Below are 19,181 nucleotides of genomic sequence, written 5' to 3' on the forward strand. Positions count from 1 at the left end.
AGTTCATATATCTCAGATCAGGTGTTCTCAGGTCAGGCTGAAGAATCCCCGAACACCAGCGAGACATGTCCGCCGGCGTGGCGTTCGAGCCGGCCGGCGAGGTCGAGCTCCAGCAGCACCATGAACACCTGGGCCGGATGCAGGCCGGTGTGGCGGATGATCTCGTCGATCGGCACGGGCGCCGGGCCGAGCGCCTCGATGACGCGCGCGCGGTCGCTTTCGCCGGGCGGCGGTGTGACCGAGAAGTCGGGCGGCTCTTCGAACGGCGGCACGTCGGGCGCCCGCATGCCGGTCAGCGGGGCGATCGCCCTGGAAATGTCCGATGCCTCGGTGACCAGCGTGGCGCCGTCCTTGAGCAGGCCATTGGTGCCGGCGGCACGTGGATCGAGCGGGGAGCCGGGTACGGCGAAAACCAGCCGGCCCATTTCGCCGGCGAGCCTGGCGCTGATCAATGATCCCGAACGTTGCGCCGCCTCGACAACCACCAGTCCAAGGGCCGCGCCCGCGACAAGGCGGTTGCGGCGCGGGAAATCCTGGGCGCGCGGCTGCCAGCCGAACGGCATTTCCGATATGACGGCGCCGCGCTCGATAATCTCGTCGCACAGGCCGGCATTTTCGGGCGGGTAGGGCAGGTCGAGGCCTCCGGCCAGCACGCCGATCGTGCCGGTCGCAAGACTGCCCTGATGCGCCGCCGTGTCGATGCCACGCGCCAGGCCGGAGACGATTGCGTAACCGTCGCGGCCGAGTTCCGCCGCCAGCATGCGCGCCATCTTGATGCCGGCCAGCGATGCGTTGCGAGCGCCCACGATGGCGACCCCCGGCAGCCGGAACACGGCGGCATTGCCCTTGACCGCCAGCAGCGGCGGCGGATGGTCCATGTTGCGCAAAAGCGGCGGATAGTCTGTTTCACCGATACCGACAAAGCGCGCGCCCGCTTTACGGGCCGTCTCCAATTCGGCCTCGGCTTCGGCAATGGTAGGGATGCGGGCGATCCGGCGGGCGCCGCCTGAAATCATAAGCTCCGGCAGTATTTCGAGCGCCACTTCGGCCGAACCGAAGCGGTTGATCAGGTCGCGAAAAGAGGCGGGGCCTACATTCTGGGTGCGGATCAGCCGCAGCCAGCTCAGCCGCTGCCGGTCGCTGAGGCGCGGCCCGGCAGCCGGCTCGCTCACCGCGGTGGCGCGATCGCTCACTCCTTGGCTCCGATCTTGCCCTCGGTGCCTGCAAGCAGGCGTGAAATGTTTTCGCGGTGCTTGATGAAAACGATGATGCTCATCACAACGAACAGCCCGGCAATCGGCGGGGTGCTCAAGAGATAGAGGGCGATCGGCACGATGACCGCCGCCGTCAACGCCGCCAGCGAGGAATAACGGAACAGGAATGCCATCATCAGCCAGACGACGGCGAAGATCAGCGCCACCTGCCAGGCAAGGCCGATCAGCACGCCGAGATAGGTGGCGACGCCCTTGCCGCCCTTGAAGCCCAGCCATACCGGGAAGAGATGGCCGAGAAAGGCGCCAAGGCCTGCCCAGATCGCCAGTTCAGGCGAAAAATGGCCCGATATCAGCACGGCGGCCGTGCCCTTCAGCGCATCGAGCAGCAGCGTTGCGGCGGCAAGGCCCTTGTTGCCGGTGCGCAGAACATTGGTGGCGCCGATGTTGCCCGAGCCGATCTTGCGCACATCGCCGAGGCCGGCCGCGCGGGTAAGCAGCAGTCCGAAAGGAATCGAACCAAGCAAATAGCCGAAAACCAACGCCAAGATCAGGCTGTAAGTCATTGTTTCCCCCGCATTTCCTCCAGTTTGTCTGGATCAGGCGCGGTGCGCGGTGGCCAGCTCAGATCGAGAACACTGTGCGGCCCGCCACCAACGTTTGCAAGACCCTGCCTTGCATGCGCGCGCCTTCGAAACAGGTGTTCTTCGAGCGCGAACGAATGCCGCTCTCGCTGACGATCCAGGGTTCGTCGAGATCGACAAGCGCAAGATCGGCGACTGCGCCCGGCTTCAGCGTGCCGCCGGGCAGCCCGAACAGTTTTGCGGGAGCGGTGGAGAGCGTTTCGATCAGCCGGAGCAACGGCACGTCGCCATTGTGGTAGAGCCGCAATGCCGCACCGAGAAGCGTCTCCAACCCGATGGCGCCGGCCGCCGCATCGGCGAAAGGCAAGCGCTTGGTGTCGACGTCCTGCGGGTCGTGCGAGGAGACGATGATGTCGATCGTGCCATTCCTGACCGCCTCGATCACCGCCAGCCGGTCTTCCTCGGCGCGCAAAGGCGGTGTCAGGCGAAAGAAGGTGCGGTATTCGCCGACATCGTTTTCATTCAACGACAGATTGTGGATCGCGATGCCTGACGTCACGGCCGCACCATCGGCTTTCGCGCGTGTCACGGCGTTTGCCGCCATCGCCGTCGAGATCTTCGCCGCGTGATAGGAGCCGTGCGTCAGCCGCGCAAGGGCAAGATCACGCTCCAGCGGGATGGATTCGGCTTCGCGCGGAATGCCGGAGAGGCCGAGCCAACTGGCGTAGAGGCCTTCGTTCATCACGCCGGACGAACCGAGGTCGGCGTCCTGGGTTTCATGCACGATGGTGGCGCCGAAGTCGCGTGCATAGGTCAGCGCACGGCGCATCACCAGCGCGCTCGATATGGTGTGACGGCCATCGGTGAAGGCGACGGCGCCGGCTTCGCGCAGCAGGCCGAATTCCGTCATTTCGCGCCCGTCGAGGCCCTTGGTGATTGCCGCCGCCGGAAAGACGTTGACGCTTGCCGTGTCCTTGGCGGTGCGCAGCACGAACTCGACCAGCGCCACATTGTCGATCACGGGATCGGTGTCGGGCATCATGACGATCGATGTGACGCCGCCGGCTGCCGCCGCGACACTTGCCGACGCAATGGTTTCGCGATGCTCGCCGCCCGGCTCGCCGATGAACACGCGGCCATCGATCAGGCCCGGAATGATCGCCTTGCCGGCGCAGTCGATGACGATAGCGCCCTCGGGCGCCCCCTGGTTGAGTGCCGCCTTGCCGGCGGCAACGATCTTGCGGCCCTCGACGATGACGGTGCCTACTTCGTCGAGACCGCGCGACGGGTCGACGATGCGGGCGCGCTCGAAGACCGTTGTGATCATGCGCCGCGGCCCTCTTGATTGCGGCCCTCTTGATTGCGACGGGGGTCGAGCAGGGCTTCCATCACGGCCATGCGCAAAGCAACGCCCATCTCGACCTGTTCCTGGATGACGCTCTGCGGACCGTCGGCGATTTCCGAGGCGATCTCGACGCCGCGGTTCATCGGACCGGGGTGCATCACCAGCGCGTCGTCCTTGGCGGCCTTCAATTTCTCGGCGTCGAGGCCGAAATAGCGGAAGTATTCGCGCACCGAAGGCACGAAGGCACCTTCCATGCGCTCGCGCTGCAAGCGCAGCATCATCACCACGTCGGCGCCCTTGAGACCCTCGGCCATCGAGCGGGTGACGATGACGCCCATCTTCTCGATGCCGGTGGGCAGCAGCGTCGACGGTGCGACGACGCGCACCTGGGCGCCAAGCGCATTGAGCAGCATGATGTTCGAGCGCGCCACACGCGAGTGCAGGATATCGCCGCAGATCGCCACGATCAGCTTCGACAGCGGGCCTTTGGCGCGGCGGATGGTCAGCGCGTCGAGCAGCGCCTGTGTCGGGTGTTCATGCGCGCCGTCGCCGGCATTGACGACGGAACAGCCGACCTTCTGCGCCAGAAGGGCGGCGGCGCCGGCCGACTGGTGGCGGATGATCAGGATGTCGGGCCGCATGGCGTTCAGCGTCATCGCGGTGTCGATGAGCGTTTCGCCCTTCTTCACCGAGGAACTCGCCACCGACATGTTCATGACATCGGCGCCGAGCCGCTTTCCAGCCAACTCGAACGACGACTGCGTACGTGTCGACGCCTCATAGAACAGGTTGATCTGTGTGCGGCCGCGCAGCGTCGAGGTTTTCTTCTCGGACTGCCGCGAGATCGCGACCGCGCGGTCCGCCCGGTCGAGCAATAGCTCGATGTCGGCGGGGGAAAGATCGCGGATGCCCAAAAGATGGCGGTGAGGGTAGAGTGGCAGGGACGAAGCGTCGGTCATCTCAAGGCGCTGCTATAGGGTGGAGATTTTGCGGCTGCAAGCGCCAGCTTTGGATTGGAGCCGTTCTCCCCGGTATTTTCATCGCGCGGGCGGCAACGCTTGGCTATACCTAGCCGACGGCCTCGGATTCGTGGCTTTCTGACGACAAGGGCCTTTCTGCCGATAGAAGGATTGGGCGTGACCGACGACGTGACGAACCAGCCGCCGCCGCTGACGGGCGGCAACGCCTGGCGGGGCGATCCGTTGCTGATCCAGCTCGCGGAGCGTTTTTCCGATCCGGTGCGCAAGGATCTCGACGGGCTCGGCCGTTTCGTGCTGACGCAAGAGGCGCAGGAACTGGCGCGGCTCGCCAATGTCGAGACGCCGAAGCTCAGGACGCATGATCGCCAGGGGCGGCGCATCGATGTGGTCGAGTTCCATCCCGCCTATCACGCCTTGATGCGCCGCTCAGTGGCCAACGGGCTGCATTCCTCGGTCTGGGAAAACGGCGACGCCGAGATCGGCCGCCGACATCAGGTCCGCGCCGCCCGGTTTTACCTGACGGCGGAGCTCGAGACCGGGCATCTCTGCCCCATCACCATGACCAACGCTTCGCTGGCGGCCTTGATGGCCAGCCCAAAACTGTTTCGCGAATGGGCGCCGCGCGTGACGACGCGCAAATACGACCACAGCCAAAGGCCGCCGGTCGAGAAGACCGGGCTGACGCTCGGCATGGGCATGACCGAGAAACAGGGCGGCACCGATGTGCGCGCCAATGTGACGAGGGCCGAGCGCGCCGGCAGCGGGTTTTATCGCCTGACCGGGCACAAATGGTTCATGTCGGCGCCGATGTCTGACGCGTTCTTGGTGCTGGCGCAGGCGCCGGAGGGATTGTCGTGCTTTCTGGTGCCGCGCGTTCTCGGCGACGGGTCGGGCAACGGCTTCCGTTTTCAGCGGCTGAAGGACAAGCTCGGCAACCGCTCCAACGCGTCTTCCGAAGTGGAATTCGTCAACGCCATCGGCGAGATGGTCGGCGAACCGGGTGCCGGCGTGAAGACGATCATGGACATGGTCACCCTGACCCGGCTCGATTGTGCCATCGCATCGTCGGCGATCATGCGCGCGGGTCTGGCCGAGGCCGTTCATCACGCCCGTCACCGCCAGGTGTTCGGCTCGACCTTGATCGAGCAGCCGCTCATGCAGCGCGTGCTTGCGGACATGGCGCTCGATGTGGCGGCAGCCACCGCGCTGTCGTTCCGGCTGGCGCGGTCCTTCGACGAGGCGGCGAGCGATCGCGGCGAGGCGGCGTTCGCCCGCGCCATGACGCCGGTCGTCAAATACTGGGTCTGCAAGATCGCGCCACCGCTGCTTTACGAAGCGATGGAATGTCTCGGCGGCAATGGCTATGTCGAGGAGGCGCCGCTCGCCCGCTACTATCGCGAAGCCCCGGTCAACGCGATCTGGGAAGGCTCGGGCAATGTCATGGCGCTCGACGTGCTGCGCGTGCTTGGTCGCGCGCCTGGCCTGTTCGAGGATGTGTTGGCCGGCATCGATCGCGATCTCGGCGCTGGCGGACGCGGCACGATCGGCGTGCTGAAGGCGGCGATGCAGGTTGCGTCAACCGATGAGGGCTCGGCCCGTCTGCTCACCGAACAACTGGCGCTTTCGGCGGCAGCGGCTGAGTTGCGCCGGCTGGGGGCAGGGCGGATCGCAGATGCTTTCGTCGAGACGCGTTTGGCCGGCCAATGGCGCAACACCTATGGCATGCTCGATTCGCGCCACGATGCGCGCATGATCATCGACACACTCTATCCGCCGGTGAATTGAGCCGCGAGCATCGCAAAAACCGGCGTTTGATGCGTCGGCGAGCATCCCGATGCGTATGGCTAATCGCCGTTAACCTTAACAAATGGTTTCCGTTGCGATGGCGAGCGGCAAGGCCCACTGTCCCGGCGAAAGCAGGGAATGGTTCAGATTGGCCGCCCCTTGCTTTGCGAAGCGGGAACGGCGATGCGACACGTACTGACCTCTTTTCTGGCCTTGCACTGGGCGATCGTTTTCGCCCTGCTCGCGCTCATCTGCATCGACGGAAGCCGTGGTGTGGCGACGGCTCTCGGCGTGTTTGGAGCTACAATCGAGGACAGCCGCTTCATCGACCTCGACAAATTCGTCGTCGTGGCGCCGCTCGCGACAGCATTGCTTGTCGTCTCTGTGCTGTTTTTCTGGGCTTTTGTCGAAGCCCTGATCAACGACGCGACCAGCCAGGGCGTCGACAGCGTTGCCCGCATCGCCTTCATCTGCGCATCCGGCGTGTTGTCTCTGATCGTCATCGGTGGCGCCGCGCAAGGCATCAATGGGATGTTCATGGCTGTCGCCGTGCAGTTGGCAGCACTTCTGGCGTCCTATGTCGCCATGCTTGCCGAGCGGCGCTCCGTGGTTGCGGCAGCTTCGGGCGAGGGCGAAATCCGCGCCGTCGCGCACGGCATGGCAAAGGCCGCGGCCCACAATTCGCTGCTTTCACTCATATCGGGCCGAACAGGCTCCAATCCCGGGGGAGAGCGCTGATGCGTTACATCTTCGCATTCTGGGCGGCCCCCATGGCGATATTCTGGGGCTGGTTCTATCTGTCGGCCAATGACATCAATTTCGGCTACACGATGCTCAGCCGACAGATGCACGACTTCTTCTTCCAGTTCTATGGCCAGATGCTCGGCACCGACCCGGCGATCATCCCCGGTATGGTGGCGAAGACGTGCATCTTCGACGGGTTGCTGCTGATGGCGCTTTGGGCATTCCGCCGCCGCCGGGAAATCGCCAGTTGGGTCAAACAGCGCTGGGCGGGTCCGTTCGACCGGATGCGTGGAGCGACTGAAGCCGGTCCAAAACTCCCTGCAGAATAAACGCGGCTGCCGCCGAATCGATCTTGCCGGCGCGTTTGCGGCGCGAGAAGTCCATCTCGATCAGCGTCCTTTCGGCCGCTACCGTCGATAGCCTTTCGTCCCAGAACACGAAGGGCAGGTCGCTCATCTGCGCCATGTTGCGGACGAAGGCGCGCGATTTCTGCGCGCGCGGCCCTTCCGAACCGTCCATGTTGATCGGCAGCCCAATCACCACCGCGCCGGCATTCTCCTTTTGCAGCAAGGCGAGCAGCACCGCCGCATCGAGCGAGAATTTCCTTCGCATGATGACCGGGCGCGGATGGGCGAAAGAAAACCTCTGGTCCGAGACCGCGACGCCGATCGTCTTGTCGCCGAGGTCAAGCCCGGCCAGCGTCTTGCCTTCGGTTAGCCGCGCCGGCAATTCCTCGATCGTGATAATGCCCACCAGCCGTCCTTCATCTTTCACCGCGTTGTGTTCTCTCAAACGCACAACGGGCACAGGAACCCTTTGATCTCCGGTCTATCGGCGTTCTATCCTCTGGCAAGCCAAAAATCGAGGAATGCATTCATGAAACTGACCTGGTATGGCCACTCGGCCTTTCGCATTGATACGGCTGACGCCAAGATACTCATCGATCCCTACCTGATCGGCAATCCGTCCTGGACGGGCGGCTGGGAAGGACCGGCCGAGGGCATCACGCATGTGCTGCTGACGCATGGACACAGCGACCACATCAGCGGCGCGCTGGAAGTGCTTGGCAAAAGTGGCGCCCAATTGGTCGCGAATTTCGAGATCTGCATGTATCTGGTCGGCAAAGGCGTCAGCGACAAGAAGATCAATCCCGGCAACATCGGCGGTACCGTTGATTGCGGCAGCTTCACCACCACGTTCGTCCAGGCGCTGCATTCCTCCTCGTTTGGCCAAGAGGGTGGCAAGAATGTCTATCTCGGCAATCCCGGTGGTCTCGTCCTGCACTTCCCGGAAGACAAAACGCTCTACCACATGGGCGACACCGACATCTTTTCCGATATGGCGCTGATCAACGAGTTGCATGAACCCAAGATCGGCATCGTTCCGATCGGCGACCGTTTCACCATGGGCGGTGCGGTGGCGGCACTTGCTTGCCGACGCTTCTTCAAGTTCGAGACCGTGATTCCCTGTCACTTCGGCACGTTTCCGATGATCGATCCGACGCCCGACAAGTTCGAGGCCGGCCTGGAAGGGTCCAGTGTAAAGGTGGCATTGCCGAAAATCGGTGAGACGATTGCGATCTAGAAACAGCTAAAGCGGAATAAATCCATGATGTTGGGGCGATCTCTTTGCGTGTCCATGTTTGTCGCTGCGTCGCCCGCGCTCGCCGCGGATGATTTCATCGAGGGCGTCTATCTTCAGTCCGAGGAGCTTTGCAAACAGGCCAAGAAGGACACGCTGCAAACGCTTATCGACGCCGGCAACATCGTGCTTTCGGCGCGCGGCCTGCAAGGCGTCGAATACAATTGCGAGTTTCTGCAGATCAGCAAGGCGGCGGCTTCGCCAAGCTGGGCGGTGACGGCCATCTGCCAGGAACCGGGCTATGTCTTTCCCGATGTCCTCTCGGTGACGCAAATGAACCCGAAGCAAGTCGATCTCGTGTCGGTTCGGCCCACCGATAACGAAAGCGAGGCAAGCGGCAACAGCGGCAGCTACTATCTGTGCGAGGGCGTTGCCCTGCCGTAGACAGCACCTTGCCCTTGGACCGATGGCCGAGAGCCGGGCCGCCACCACGGTCCGGTCTTCCGCACGATGCATGTTGCGCACCGCGCGCGCCGCCGCTATAGCCCGAACTGGTTTTCCCCGAGGCAAAAACATGTCCGTTGATCTGCAAACAGTGAAGCGAGTCGCGCATCTTGCCCGCATCGCGGTGAGTGAAGAAGATGCCGAACGCATGACCGGCGAGCTGAACGCCATACTGGGCTTCGTCGAGCAGCTGAACGAGGTCGATGTTTCCGGCGTCGAGCCGATGACCTCGGTGACACCGATGGAGATGAAGAAGCGCCAGGATGTTGTTACCGACGGCAGCAAGGCGACCGATATCGTCGCCAACGCGCCGGCGACCGACGAGAATTTCTTCCTCGTTCCGAAGGTCATGGAGTAACGGGCCGATGGCAATCGAGATCGCCATCGAGACGCCGCTGCAGGACGACGTGCGCGGCCTGGTCGAGGAACTCAATGAAACCTTGCTCGAATTGACGCCGCCGGAGCACTGCTACCATCTGACGGTCGAGCAGATGGCCGACGACGATACGACCGTTTTCATCGCCCGCGAGGATGGTCTCGCTGTCGGCTGCGGTGCGTTGAAGCGCCATGACAGCGCCATCGGCGAGGTCAAGCGTATGTACACGCGGCCTTCGCATCGCGGCCGCAAGATCGGCGCCAGGATCGTCGAGCGGGTCGAAGCGCTGGCGCGCAATGAGGGGCTGAAGCGCCTGGTGCTGGAGACGGGTGATCGCCATCCCGCCGCTTGGACTGTCTACGAACGTGCCGGGTTTTCGCGCTGCGGCCCGGTGCTGGATTATCCCGATTCCGAGTGGTCGGTGTTTTACGAAAAGAGCCTTTGATGAGCGACCTGACCCAGCTGACGATTTCGCAGGCCCGCGCCAAGCTGCGCGGCAAGGAGATCACCGCGACCGAGATCGCCGAGGCCTATCTCTCGGCCATCGATCGCGCCAATCCGGCGCTCAATGCCTATGTCGCGGTGACCGGCGACAAGGCGCGCGACATGGCCAAGGCGTCCGACGCAAGGCTGGTTAAGGGCGAGGGCGGTGCGCTGGAAGGCATCCCACTCGGCATCAAGGACCTGTTTGGGACCGAAGGTATCCATACCCAAGCCTGCAGCCATGTGCTCGACGGCTTCAAGCCGCGCTACGAATCGACAGTTACCGCCAATCTGTGGGCCGACGGGGCGGTGATGCTCGGCAAGCTCAACATGGACGAGTTCGCCATGGGCTCTTCCAACGAGACGTCCTACTATGGTCCGGTCATCAACCCATGGCGGCGCTCGCGCCTGGACACAGTGGTGATGCCGACGACGCATCAGGGTGACGGCGGCTTCGTTTCGGCCGGCGGCACCAGGACCGCGCGCAGCCTGGACAATGCGCAGCTGGTGCCGGGCGGTTCTTCCGGCGGTTCGGCGACCGCGGTCTCGGCTTTCCTGTGTGCCGGCGCCACGGCGACGGATACCGGCGGCTCGATCCGCCAGCCGGCCGCCTTCACCGGCACCGTTGGCATCAAGCCGACCTACGGCCGCTGCTCGCGCTGGGGCATCGTCGCCTTCGCCTCGTCGCTCGACCAGGCCGGGCCGATCGCCCGTGACGTGCGCGATGCCGCGATCCTGTTGAAGTCGATGGCGTCCGTCGATCCGAAGGACACGACGTCGGTCGATCGGCCCGTGCCGGATTATGAGGCGGCGATCGGCAAGCCGATCAAGGGTATGAAGGTCGGCATTCCCCGGGAATACCGCGTCGACGGGATGCCCGAAGAGATCGAGGCGCTGTGGCAGAAAGGCATTGCCTGGCTCAGGGATGCCGGCGCCGAGATCGTCGACATTTCCCTGCCGCACACCAAATACGCGCTGCCGGCCTATTATATCGTGGCGCCGGCCGAGGCTTCGTCCAACCTCGCGCGTTATGACGGCGTCCGCTACGGGTTGCGCGTGCCGGGCAAGGATATCGTCGACATGTACGAGAAGACCCGCGCCGCCGGTTTCGGCCGCGAGGTCAAACGCCGCATCATGATCGGCACATATGTGCTGTCGGCCGGCTATTACGACGCCTACTACCTGCAGGCGCAGAAGGTGCGCAATCTGATCAAGCGCGACTTCGAGACTGTTTTCGCCGCCGGCGTCGATGTCATCCTGACCCCGGCAACGCCGTCCGCCGCCTTCGGCATCGCCGACGAGGACATGGCCGCCGATCCGGTCAAGATGTATTTGAACGACATCTTCACCGTCACGGTGAACATGGCTGGCCTGCCGGGCATCGCCGTGCCCGCCGGCCTCGACGCCAAGGGCCTGCCGCTCGGGCTGCAGCTCATCGGCCGGCCGTTCGACGAGGAAACCCTGTTCCAGACCGCTGCCGTCATCGAACAGGCGGCCGGCACATTTCAGCCGGAAAAGTGGTGGTAAGGATGCCGCTCGTCTAGCGCATGACCCCGAAAATCGCCATCGATTTTCGGAAAGGATCATGCGCAAAATCAAAATGTTACAGCGTCCTTTTCGCGTCCAAGCACGCGCGGCGCTGTAATGGGGTGAGCGATGTTCTTCTATCTTTCCAAGATCTTCTGGTTCTTCATCCAGCCGCTCAATCTGGCGATCTTCCTGTTGCTGGCGGGATTGCTCGCGGCGATGATCGGCCGCCGGCGGCTGGCGGTCACCGGCAGCGTGCTGGCATTTCTGATCCTTGCGCTGTCAGCCTGGACGTCGCTTGGCGCCATGATGCTCAAGCCGCTGGAAGAGCGCTTCGCGCGCCCGCCGCTGCCGGAAAAGGTCGACGGCATCGTCGTGCTCGGCGGTGGCTTCGAGGGCGCCATCAACCTGGTGCGCGGCGGCTATGAGCTGAACAGCAGCGGCGATCGGATGGTCGAGACCGCAATTCTGGCCCGGCGCTTTCCCACCGCCAAGGTGATCGTCTCCGGCGGCACCGGCGAGCTGTTTCTCGACGGCGAGGGCGACGCCGCCACGGCGCCTCGTCTGCTCACCGCGCTTGGTGTGACAGCCGATCGCCTGATCCTGGAGAACAAATCCCGCAACACGTATGAGAATGCCGTCTTCAGCAAGGAATTGGTGACTCCGAAGCCCGGCGAGACCTGGCTGCTGGTGACCTCTGCCTTCCATATGCCACGGGCCAAGGCACTGTTCGACAAGGCCGGGTTTGCGACCATTCCCTGGCCGGTCGACTATCGCACCTCGGGGCGGGAAGGCATCGGCCTGTTCCGCGACAATCCAGCCGATTCGCTGCAGGCTACGACGGTGGCGATCCGCGAATGGATCGGGTTGATCGCCTACTGGCTGTCAGGCCGGATCGATCAGCCTTTTCCTGGCGGCTGACCGATCACCGCCTGCCTGGCCGCCGAGAAGAACTGGCGCCGCACCAGCACGGCCAGCAGCAACAGCGTCGACAACACGAACACCATGGGGTCCACGAACCAGCCGAGATAGCCGATCGAGAAGAACACGCCGCGCAGGCCGGAGTTGAAGTGCTTTCCCGCGAGCATGTTCATCTGCGCCGCACGCCACACCGCCGTTTCGGTAACAGGGTTGCGCGAGGCTTCGCCATGCGGGATCGGCACGGCGCCGATCAGGATCGTGCAATAGTTGAACAGCCGGTACGCCCAGCCGAATTTGAAAAACGAAAACGCCAGGATCAGCACCAGTCCGAAGACCTTTATCTGGAAGGCCGCACGCGACGGGGCGCCGCCCAGGGGCAGGTCGCTGAGCACTTCAAGAACCCGGTCCGACGCGCCGAGCAAGGCAAAGCAGCCGCCGATCGCGATCAGTGAGCTGGACGCGAAAAAGGCGGTGCCTTGCTGCAGACCGCTCATGATGGCGGTGTCGACGATGCGGATCTCGCGCTCGGCCATGGTCCGCATCCAGGTTTGCCGCTGCGCATTCATCGCCGTGGTCAGCGATATACGGCTGACCAGCTTGCCGTCGGAGGCGAGCGTGTGCAGCAGCCACGCGATCAGGAAAAAAGCCAGCGCCGCGAGATCGGCCGTCGAAAGATCGAGGGAATCGCCCATCTCGTGAATCTATCACATTCGGCGCAATCGCTTCGATGATCCATCGGCACCGATGTCGCTGCCGGAGCAAACAAGGTCGGCGGGTGCAGCGCCGCGATTTCCAAAAGAGCGGAAACATCCTTGGGAATTCCTATATGTAGTCCTTGACCTGACTCCAGGAGACAGCACAGCGTGTTCCTTTCGGTTTTCGACCTGTTCAAGATCGGCATAGGACCTTCGAGTTCGCACACGATGGGCCCGATGACCGCGGCTGCGCGGTTTCTCGACGAGGTCGCGGGAAATGACTGGCCGCGCCCGGCGGGTGTGAAGGTCGACCGGCTTGGTGCCAGCCTGCACGGGTCACTCGCCTATACCGGCATTGGCCATGGCTCGGATCGCGCCGTCGTGCTCGGCCTTGCCGGTCTGACGCCACAGACGGTCGATCCCGACCAGGCCGATGGCATTGCCAGCCGCATCACCGCTGAAAAGCGCATTTCTCCGCCCGGTCATCCCACCTATCGCTTCGATCCGGCAACCGATCTGGTGCTTGACCGCAAAACTCCGCTCACCGGCCATGCCAATGGCATGGCGTTCTACGCTTATGATTCAGGCGGCCGCCTGCTGCTCAAGCGCATCTACTATTCGATCGGCGGCGGCTTCGTGGTTTCGGAAGAAGAACTGCAGCGGATGAAGGCCAAGGGCTCGGTGACGACAGAAGGCAAGAAAGTGCCCTATCCCTTTAAGAACGCGGTCGAGATGCTGGCCATGGCCGGCAAAAGCGGTCTTTCCATCGCCGACATTAAGCGCGTCAACGAGGAGACGCAGATGTCGCGCGAGGAGCTCGACGCCGGCCTCGACGGCATCTGGAGCGCCATGAAGGGCTGCATCGACCGTGGCCTGTCGCAGGACGGCATCATGCCGGGCGGGCTGAAGGTGCGCCGCCGCGCCCGCATGCTGCATGACAAGCTGCAGGAACAGTGGCAGCAGAACAAGCCCAATCCGCTACTCGCCAATGACTGGCTGTCGATCTATGCCATGGCGGTGAACGAGGAGAATGCCGCCGGTGGCCGGGTCGTCACCGCGCCGACCAACGGCGCTGCCGGCACGCTGCCTGCGGTGCTGCGCTACTGGCTGCATTTCCATCCGGAGGCCGACCAGCCGAGCATCCGCGACTTTCTTCTGACGGCCGCCGCGGTTGGCGGCATCATCAAGACAAACGCCTCGATCTCGGGCGCCGAAGTCGGCTGCCAGGGCGAGGTCGGGTCAGCGTCGGCGATGGCGGCGGCCGGCCTGTGCGCCGTCATGGGCGGCACGCCCGAGCAGGTCGAAAACGCCGCCGAGATCGCGCTCGAACACCATCTCGGCATGACCTGCGATCCGGTCGGCGGGCTGGTGCAAGTGCCGTGCATCGAGCGCAACGCGCTGGGCGCCGTCAAGGCGGTGACGGCCGCGTCGCTGGCCATCAAGGGCGATGGCATCCATTTCGTGCCGCTCGATGCGGCGATCGAGACCATGCGCCAGACCGGTCTCGACATGAACGAGAAGTACAAGGAAACCAGCCTTGGTGGGCTTGCCGTCAATGTCGTGGAGTGCTGAGAGCCCGTTTGGAAACCACTCCGGCAGCCATCTCGCGGCGTTTTCTGCGCTTCCCGTGCTCACGGATCCGAATGTCCGCTGCGCCCCGGTTCTCGAACCACCACCATATGACTCGCCAGAGCGAATTTCGAAACGGCCTCTACGCGTCATTTTGCGGATTGGTACTGTGGAGAAGTCGGTCATGCCGTTGACGCGTCCGCGCGGCGGACTAACCTTAAGCGATGTCTCTCAATCTGATAAAACTGTGTGTCGGCTGCGACAGCGTCGAGGATCTCGAAGAGTGGATCGCCTTCCGTCTCGACGAGCGGCGGCGCGCCGGTGAGCCGGTCGAGCACTATCACACCACCCGAATGATGCCGACGCGCGGTGCCGAAGTTACCGATGGCGGTTCGCTCTACTGGGTGATCAAGGGCAATGTGCAGTGCCGCCAGCTGATCACCGAGATCCGGCCGTTCACGGACGGTGACGGCATCGGCCGTTGCCACCTGATTCTCGACCCCGAGGTTGTTCGAACCGACTGGCAGCCGCGCCGGGCCTTCCAGGGCTGGCGCTATCTGAAGCCGGCGGACGCGCCGGCCGATCTCGGTCAGGGCAAGGCCGGGCTGATCGAGATGCCGCCGAAACTCAGGCGCGAGCTTGCCGATCTCGGTCTGCTCTGAGCCCCGAGAATCCAAGCCTCTGGCGCTCAATGTTGCCTTGGGCAGGGCTTGCAAGCGGTGGAACAACGCCACATCTTGTTTTCATGAACGACAAGAAGCAGCCCGTGCCCGCAAGGCCCAATCCCGCGCCGGTCAAACCTCAATCCAATGCCGGCGAGATCGAAGCCTTTCTTCGCCAGGCAAGGACGCTGGCTGCGTCGGCGACGGGTTCGGGCAGGCTGATCCTTTCGCTCGACGCGACGATGAGCCGCCAGCCGACCTGGGATCTGGCTTGTGAGCTGCAGGGCCAGATGTTCGATGCCGTCGGCAAGGCCGGAAGCCTCAGTGTCCAACTGGTCTATTTTCGCGGCCTGGGCGAGTGCCGTTCGTCCGCTTTCGTGACCGATACCAATGCCTTGAAGCAACTGATGACGCGAATCCAATGCCGCAGCGGCCACACCCAGATCGGCAAGGTGCTGGCGCATGCGCTGAAACAGACGGCTACGGTCAAGGTCAATGCGCTGGTCTATATCGGCGATGCCATGGAAGAAAACATCGACGATCTGGCCGAAAAGGCCGGCAGCCTCGGCCTGCATGGCGTTCCTGTCTTCGTTTTCCAGGAAGGTCATGATTCCGGCGCGGAAAAAGCGTTTAAGGAAATCGCGCGGTTGTCCAAAGGGGCTTGGTTCCGATTTGATCGCCGGGCTGCCGCGACCTTGGCAGGACTGCTTTCGGCGGTTGCGGTGTTTGCAACCGGCGGGCTGAAGGCGCTCGAGGCCAGAGGCAGGCCGGAAGACCGGCTGATGATCGAGCATCTGCGGGGCGGCGGGAACTGATGGGCGCGGTTATCTTATTCGTTGCATTGCTTCTGGTGCTTCTCGGCGCGGTGACCATCTTTCTGCGCGCCGATCCGGGAAAACTGGCAAGTGGAATGCGCACGCTCGGGCCGGTTCTCTTGGCGCTGGTCGGCGTCGCCTTGCTTGTGGTCGGGCGCGAAGGCATCGCCGGCATCATACTGGCCGCGGCAATTGCCTGGTATGGTTCGGTGCGAATGAAACACCAGACGGCCAGACCGGTGCAGGGCAAGCGTTCGACGGTGCGTACCGCGGCATTGGAAATGGAGCTCGATCACGCTACCGGCGGCCTCGAAGGACTGGTCCTGGCTGGCCGCCACGAAGGCAAGATGCTGGGTGCGATGGGGCTGGGAGAGTTGCAGCATCTCTACCGGGAACTCTCAGGCGATCCGGAGAGCCGGCAGTTGCTAGAGACGTATCTTGACGGCAGATTTCCCGTCTGGCGCAAAAACACTGAGGCGAACGGTGGCGAAGGGTTGGGTGTTGCGCCAGGTTCGGGCGCCATGACTAAGGAGGAGGCCTACAAGGTCCTTGGTCTTGAAGCGGGGGCCGCCGCGGCGGATGTCCGCAAGGCGCACCGCCGCCTGATGCAGCGCCTGCACCCCGATATCGGCGGCACGTCTTTCCTGGCGGCGCGGATTAATGAAGCCAAGGACGTCTTGCTCTCCAATCACAACTAGTTCTCCTTCGACGCAGAATTTTTCCGGGAGATGACTTCCACGCCGTCCTACTGCTGGACGGCGTAGCACTCGATGTTCTTCTTCTTCAAAGCGGTACAGGCCTTCCAGGCGGCGGTCTTCGAACCAAAGCCACCGAAGCGGGCGCGGTAGTAGGTGACGCCGTCCTTGTCGAAGGCGACTGTGAAGCCGGATGCGTCGGCCAGCACCTTGGGCGCCTGCTTGGTTGCCTTGTCGAGGAAGGCCTGGGCTTCGGACTGCTTTGGCGAAGAGGCGACCTGAATGGCCCAACCCGACGGTACCGACGCCGTGTTGACCGGGTCGACAACCGCCGCCGGTGTCGGCTCGGCAGTCGGCTCGGCATAGGCAGCGACGACTTGGGCCGTGGCAATCCGAGGGGCCGATACGATGACGGTCTTGACCTTCCTGGCCTTGATGACCGGGGCTGCCTCTTCGGCCTGCGCGGTGTCGTCTTCCGCGACCGTAGCGTCCTCGGCAACGGTGGCATCGTCCTGCGCCACCATCGGCTTGTCGTCCGGCGTCGGCGCGTCGTGCTTGGGCAGGAGCACCTTGGCAAGCGCGGTGATCGGGTCGTTACCGCCGGCCTTGGCGACCAGATCGCCGCCGCCGCGGGTCGATGCCCTCGGCAAATAGGTGTTGATCAAGGTGGCCATCTGGTTGTCGCGGCTGCCGCCGGAGGTGCCGCCCATGACCACGCCGACAATGCGGCGATTGCCGTCGGAAACCGACGAGACGAGGTTGAAGCCGGAGGCGCGGGTGTAGCCCGTCTTGATGCCGTCGACGCCCTTGATGCGTCCGAGCAGACGGTTGTGGCCGTTGATGCGCTGGCGCCCGTAGAGAAAGGAACGCTGCGAGAAATAGCCGTAATACTGCGGGAAATGCTCCCTCAGCGCGATGCCGAGCGTCGCCATGTCGCGTGCGGTGGTGAACTGGCCGGGATTGGGCAGGCCGTTGGCGTTGCGAAACACGGTGCCGTTCATGCCCAGCGCACGCGCCTTGGCGGTCATCATGCGGGCGAAGGTGGCTTCGTTGCCGCCGAGCATTTCGCCGAGCGCGGTTGCGGAGTCGTTTGCCGATTTGGTGACCATCGACAGGATCGCGGTTTCGACCGTAACCGAACCGCCCGCCTTGACGCCGAGCTTCGTCGGCGGCTCGGCCGCGGCGTTGGCCGAGAACACAACCTGCGAATTCCTGCTGATCTTGCCCTTCGCCAGTGCTTCGAAGGTCAGATAGAGCGTCATCATCTTGGTCAGCGATGCCGGATAGCGCCTGCCGTCGGCGTCCGCCGAATACAGCACCTTGCCGGTCTTGGCGTCGATGACGATGGCCGCCGACCTCGCCGCCAGCGACGAGGCAACGTCGCCGCAAACGAACGCCATCGCCATGGCGATGATCATGATCGTTTTGAGAGGGGAGGTGGATTTGGAAACGATGCCCAACAACGCCTTACGCACTGGTACTTCCCTTGGATTTCTTCGTTGCGCTGGAGGCGGCAAAGGGTCCTGCCTCGCTTCCGGCCAAGCTACCGGGGCAGCGTTACCAATCCGTTTATGGTAACCGCCGCGTTCACCATTTTCTTTGGACTTGAAGCTCTCTTTATTCGATTTTTAGCCATTGGGGGTGCAGGCGGGCCCCGCACGCCTGAAATATTGACTTTTGTGCGGCGCACAATATATTAAGGTGCATTGCACAAGGGCGCCCCAAAGAAGGACGCCTCAACCGTCAAGGGAATCGTGAAATGACCCAGACCTATGAGGACTTCAGCAAATACGGCAAAGAGTTTGCCGACACCGGCTTGAAGAGCTTCGCGTCGCTCTCCAAAGGCGCCCAGGCGATCGCCACCGAAGCTGGCGAATACACCAAGAAGAGTTTTGAGTCCGGCAGCGCCACCGTGGAGAAGCTGTTGTCGGCCAAGTCGCTGGAAAAGGCGATCGAGATCCAGTCGGATTACGCCAAGCAGTCCTACGAGGCGTTCGTCGCCGAGGCCACCAAGATTGGCGATCTCTATGCCGAGCTCGCCAAGGAAGCCTACAAGCCGTTCGAATCGATCGTTGCCAAGGCGAAGTAATTTCGACTGACAATATGGAGATCCTGCCCTTTGGGGGCAGGGACAAAGCCCGGCCGCGGAAACGCGGCCGGGTTTTTTTCATGTCAATGCCCGATCGAGGGCCTCTCGCCCCTTCACGATTGCGAAAATCGTCCAAGTTTGGTCACCTAGCCATATTGTCAGCTAAACAGAAGGGCTTAAAATCGTCCATCGAACACCTACATGTCGAACTCGCATGGGGATTCGAAAGAGGCAGGAATACGTGACGATCGGTTTGACTGCCACGAGACGCGTGGTGCGGATGCAAAACGGCGGCGGCGACGGCAATGAGGCCGGCCGCGGGACGGCCGTCATCACGCGCACCAAAACCAAAACCAAGAAGCCCAGCCTCTACCGGGTCCTCATCCTCAACGACGACTACACGCCCATGGAGTTCGTGGTTCACGTGCTGGAGCGTTTTTTCCAGAAGGACCGCGAAGCCGCCACACGCATCATGCTTCATGTTCACAATCATGGAGTGGGCGAGTGCGGGGTCTATACATTCGAGGTGGCCGAGACCAAAGTGTCCCAGGTCATGGATTTCGCCCGACAGAATCAGCATCCGCTGCAATGCGTGATGGAGAAGAAGTGAGGTAA

General features: G+C 63.1%; 22 protein-coding genes. 15 read left to right on the forward strand and 7 right to left on the reverse strand.

Going from position 1 to position 19,181, the window contains the following annotated elements; translation table 11 throughout:
* Positions 1–32: 32 nt before the first annotated feature.
* Genes dprA through NKH19_RS20085 form a run of 4 tightly spaced genes read right to left on the reverse strand, consistent with a single transcriptional unit; the run spans position 33 to position 4,099 of the window.
* The gene (gene dprA, locus NKH19_RS20070) at positions 33–1,172 is read right to left on the reverse strand and encodes a DNA-processing protein DprA (RefSeq protein ID WP_352871838.1); all 1,140 of its coding nucleotides are present in this window, start codon (positions 1,170–1,172) and stop codon (positions 33–35) included.
* A gap of 17 nt (positions 1,173–1,189) precedes the next feature.
* Positions 1,190–1,777 (reverse strand): glycerol-3-phosphate 1-O-acyltransferase PlsY, encoded by a 588-nt coding sequence (plsY, locus tag NKH19_RS20075; protein WP_352871799.1) that lies wholly within the window; start codon positions 1,775–1,777, stop codon positions 1,190–1,192.
* Between the two features lie 58 nt (positions 1,778–1,835).
* A complete protein-coding gene (locus NKH19_RS20080; protein ID WP_352871801.1) occupies positions 1,836–3,122 on the reverse strand; it encodes a dihydroorotase in 1,287 nt (428 codons plus the stop codon).
* Entirely contained in the window at positions 3,119–4,099 is a 981-nt protein-coding gene (locus NKH19_RS20085) for an aspartate carbamoyltransferase catalytic subunit (protein ID WP_352871803.1), read from the reverse strand. The genes NKH19_RS20080 and NKH19_RS20085 overlap by 4 nt, the downstream gene beginning before the upstream one ends.
* 177 nt (positions 4,100–4,276) lie before the next feature.
* Here NKH19_RS20085 and NKH19_RS20090 point away from each other — a divergent pair, with 177 nt between their 5' ends.
* The 3 genes from NKH19_RS20090 to NKH19_RS20100 all read left to right on the forward strand — a co-directional run bounded on the left by NKH19_RS20090 (position 4,277) and on the right by NKH19_RS20100 (position 6,978).
* On the forward strand, positions 4,277–5,905 hold the full coding sequence (locus NKH19_RS20090; RefSeq protein ID WP_352871805.1) for a DNA alkylation response protein: 1,629 nt from the start codon (positions 4,277–4,279) through the stop codon (positions 5,903–5,905).
* Positions 5,906–6,088: 183 nt separating this feature from the next.
* Entirely contained in the window at positions 6,089–6,643 is a 555-nt protein-coding gene (locus NKH19_RS20095; RefSeq protein ID WP_352982687.1) for a hypothetical protein, read from the forward strand.
* Positions 6,643–6,978 carry a DUF6105 family protein gene (locus NKH19_RS20100; protein WP_352871809.1) on the forward strand — a complete coding sequence of 112 codons (336 nt, stop codon included), beginning with the start codon at positions 6,643–6,645 and terminating at the stop codon, positions 6,976–6,978. The genes NKH19_RS20095 and NKH19_RS20100 overlap by 1 nt, the downstream gene beginning before the upstream one ends.
* Here the strand turns inward: NKH19_RS20100 and ruvX are convergent.
* Positions 6,902–7,402: a Holliday junction resolvase RuvX gene (ruvX, locus tag NKH19_RS20105; RefSeq protein WP_352871811.1), complete on the reverse strand. Its 501-nt coding sequence runs from the start codon at positions 7,400–7,402 to the stop codon at positions 6,902–6,904. The two genes, NKH19_RS20100 and ruvX, sit on opposite strands and share 77 nt — an antisense overlap.
* A 123-nt stretch (positions 7,403–7,525) precedes the next feature.
* On the opposite strand from ruvX, the gene NKH19_RS20110 reads away from it, so the two are divergent.
* The 6 genes from NKH19_RS20110 to NKH19_RS20135 all read left to right on the forward strand — a co-directional run bounded on the left by NKH19_RS20110 (position 7,526) and on the right by NKH19_RS20135 (position 12,041).
* A complete protein-coding gene (locus tag NKH19_RS20110; protein ID WP_352871814.1) occupies positions 7,526–8,233 on the forward strand; it encodes a metal-dependent hydrolase in 708 nt (235 codons plus the stop codon).
* A 54-nt stretch (positions 8,234–8,287) separates the two neighbouring features.
* Positions 8,288–8,674, forward strand: coding sequence for a hypothetical protein (locus NKH19_RS20115; RefSeq protein WP_352877838.1), 387 nt, complete (start codon positions 8,288–8,290; stop codon positions 8,672–8,674).
* 130 nt (positions 8,675–8,804) lie between these two features.
* Positions 8,805–9,092, forward strand: a complete 288-nt coding sequence (gatC, locus tag NKH19_RS20120; protein WP_352871818.1) for an Asp-tRNA(Asn)/Glu-tRNA(Gln) amidotransferase subunit GatC — start codon at positions 8,805–8,807, stop codon at positions 9,090–9,092.
* Positions 9,093–9,099: 7 nt separating this feature from the next.
* Positions 9,100–9,555, forward strand: coding sequence for a GNAT family N-acetyltransferase (locus tag NKH19_RS20125; RefSeq protein WP_352982689.1), 456 nt, complete (start codon positions 9,100–9,102; stop codon positions 9,553–9,555).
* Positions 9,555–11,120: an amidase gene (locus tag NKH19_RS20130; protein WP_352871822.1), complete on the forward strand. Its 1,566-nt coding sequence runs from the start codon at positions 9,555–9,557 to the stop codon at positions 11,118–11,120. Before NKH19_RS20125 ends, NKH19_RS20130 begins: the two co-directional genes overlap by 1 nt.
* A 129-nt stretch (positions 11,121–11,249) precedes the next feature.
* Entirely contained in the window at positions 11,250–12,041 is a 792-nt protein-coding gene (locus NKH19_RS20135; RefSeq protein WP_352871824.1) for a YdcF family protein, read from the forward strand.
* On the opposite strand, the gene NKH19_RS20140 is transcribed toward NKH19_RS20135, so the two are convergent.
* Positions 12,020–12,733, reverse strand: a complete 714-nt coding sequence (locus tag NKH19_RS20140; protein WP_352871826.1) for a DUF599 domain-containing protein — start codon at positions 12,731–12,733, stop codon at positions 12,020–12,022. The genes NKH19_RS20135 and NKH19_RS20140 overlap by 22 nt on opposite strands.
* A 171-nt stretch (positions 12,734–12,904) precedes the next feature.
* On the opposite strand from NKH19_RS20140, the gene NKH19_RS20145 reads away from it, so the two are divergent.
* The 4 genes from NKH19_RS20145 (at position 12,905) to NKH19_RS20160 (ending at position 16,480) form a co-directional block, all read left to right on the forward strand.
* Positions 12,905–14,308 (forward strand): L-serine ammonia-lyase, encoded by a 1,404-nt coding sequence (locus tag NKH19_RS20145; RefSeq protein WP_352871828.1) that lies wholly within the window; start codon positions 12,905–12,907, stop codon positions 14,306–14,308.
* Positions 14,309–14,529: 221 nt separating this feature from the next.
* On the forward strand, positions 14,530–14,967 hold the full coding sequence (locus NKH19_RS20150) for a DUF1489 family protein (protein ID WP_352871830.1): 438 nt from the start codon (positions 14,530–14,532) through the stop codon (positions 14,965–14,967).
* An 83-nt stretch (positions 14,968–15,050) separates the two neighbouring features.
* On the forward strand, positions 15,051–15,782 hold the full coding sequence (locus NKH19_RS20155; protein WP_352871832.1) for a vWA domain-containing protein: 732 nt from the start codon (positions 15,051–15,053) through the stop codon (positions 15,780–15,782).
* Positions 15,782–16,480, forward strand: a complete 699-nt coding sequence (locus tag NKH19_RS20160) for a DnaJ domain-containing protein (protein ID WP_352871834.1) — start codon at positions 15,782–15,784, stop codon at positions 16,478–16,480. Before NKH19_RS20155 ends, NKH19_RS20160 begins: the two co-directional genes overlap by 1 nt.
* A gap of 47 nt (positions 16,481–16,527) precedes the next feature.
* Here the strand turns inward: NKH19_RS20160 and NKH19_RS20165 are convergent, their stop codons facing one another.
* Positions 16,528–17,952, reverse strand: coding sequence for an SPOR domain-containing protein (locus tag NKH19_RS20165; protein ID WP_352871836.1), 1,425 nt, complete (start codon positions 17,950–17,952; stop codon positions 16,528–16,530).
* A 284-nt stretch (positions 17,953–18,236) separates the two neighbouring features.
* Between NKH19_RS20165 and NKH19_RS20170 the strand changes: the two genes are divergently transcribed.
* A complete protein-coding gene (locus NKH19_RS20170; protein ID WP_352871113.1) occupies positions 18,237–18,566 on the forward strand; it encodes a phasin family protein in 330 nt (109 codons plus the stop codon).
* Between the two features lie 280 nt (positions 18,567–18,846).
* Entirely contained in the window at positions 18,847–19,176 is a 330-nt protein-coding gene (clpS, locus tag NKH19_RS20175; RefSeq protein ID WP_010909565.1) for an ATP-dependent Clp protease adapter ClpS, read from the forward strand.
* Positions 19,177–19,181 lie beyond the last annotated feature (5 nt).

Source organism: Mesorhizobium sp. M1338 (genome assembly GCF_040318045.1).
GTDB lineage: Bacteria > Pseudomonadota > Alphaproteobacteria > Rhizobiales > Rhizobiaceae > Mesorhizobium.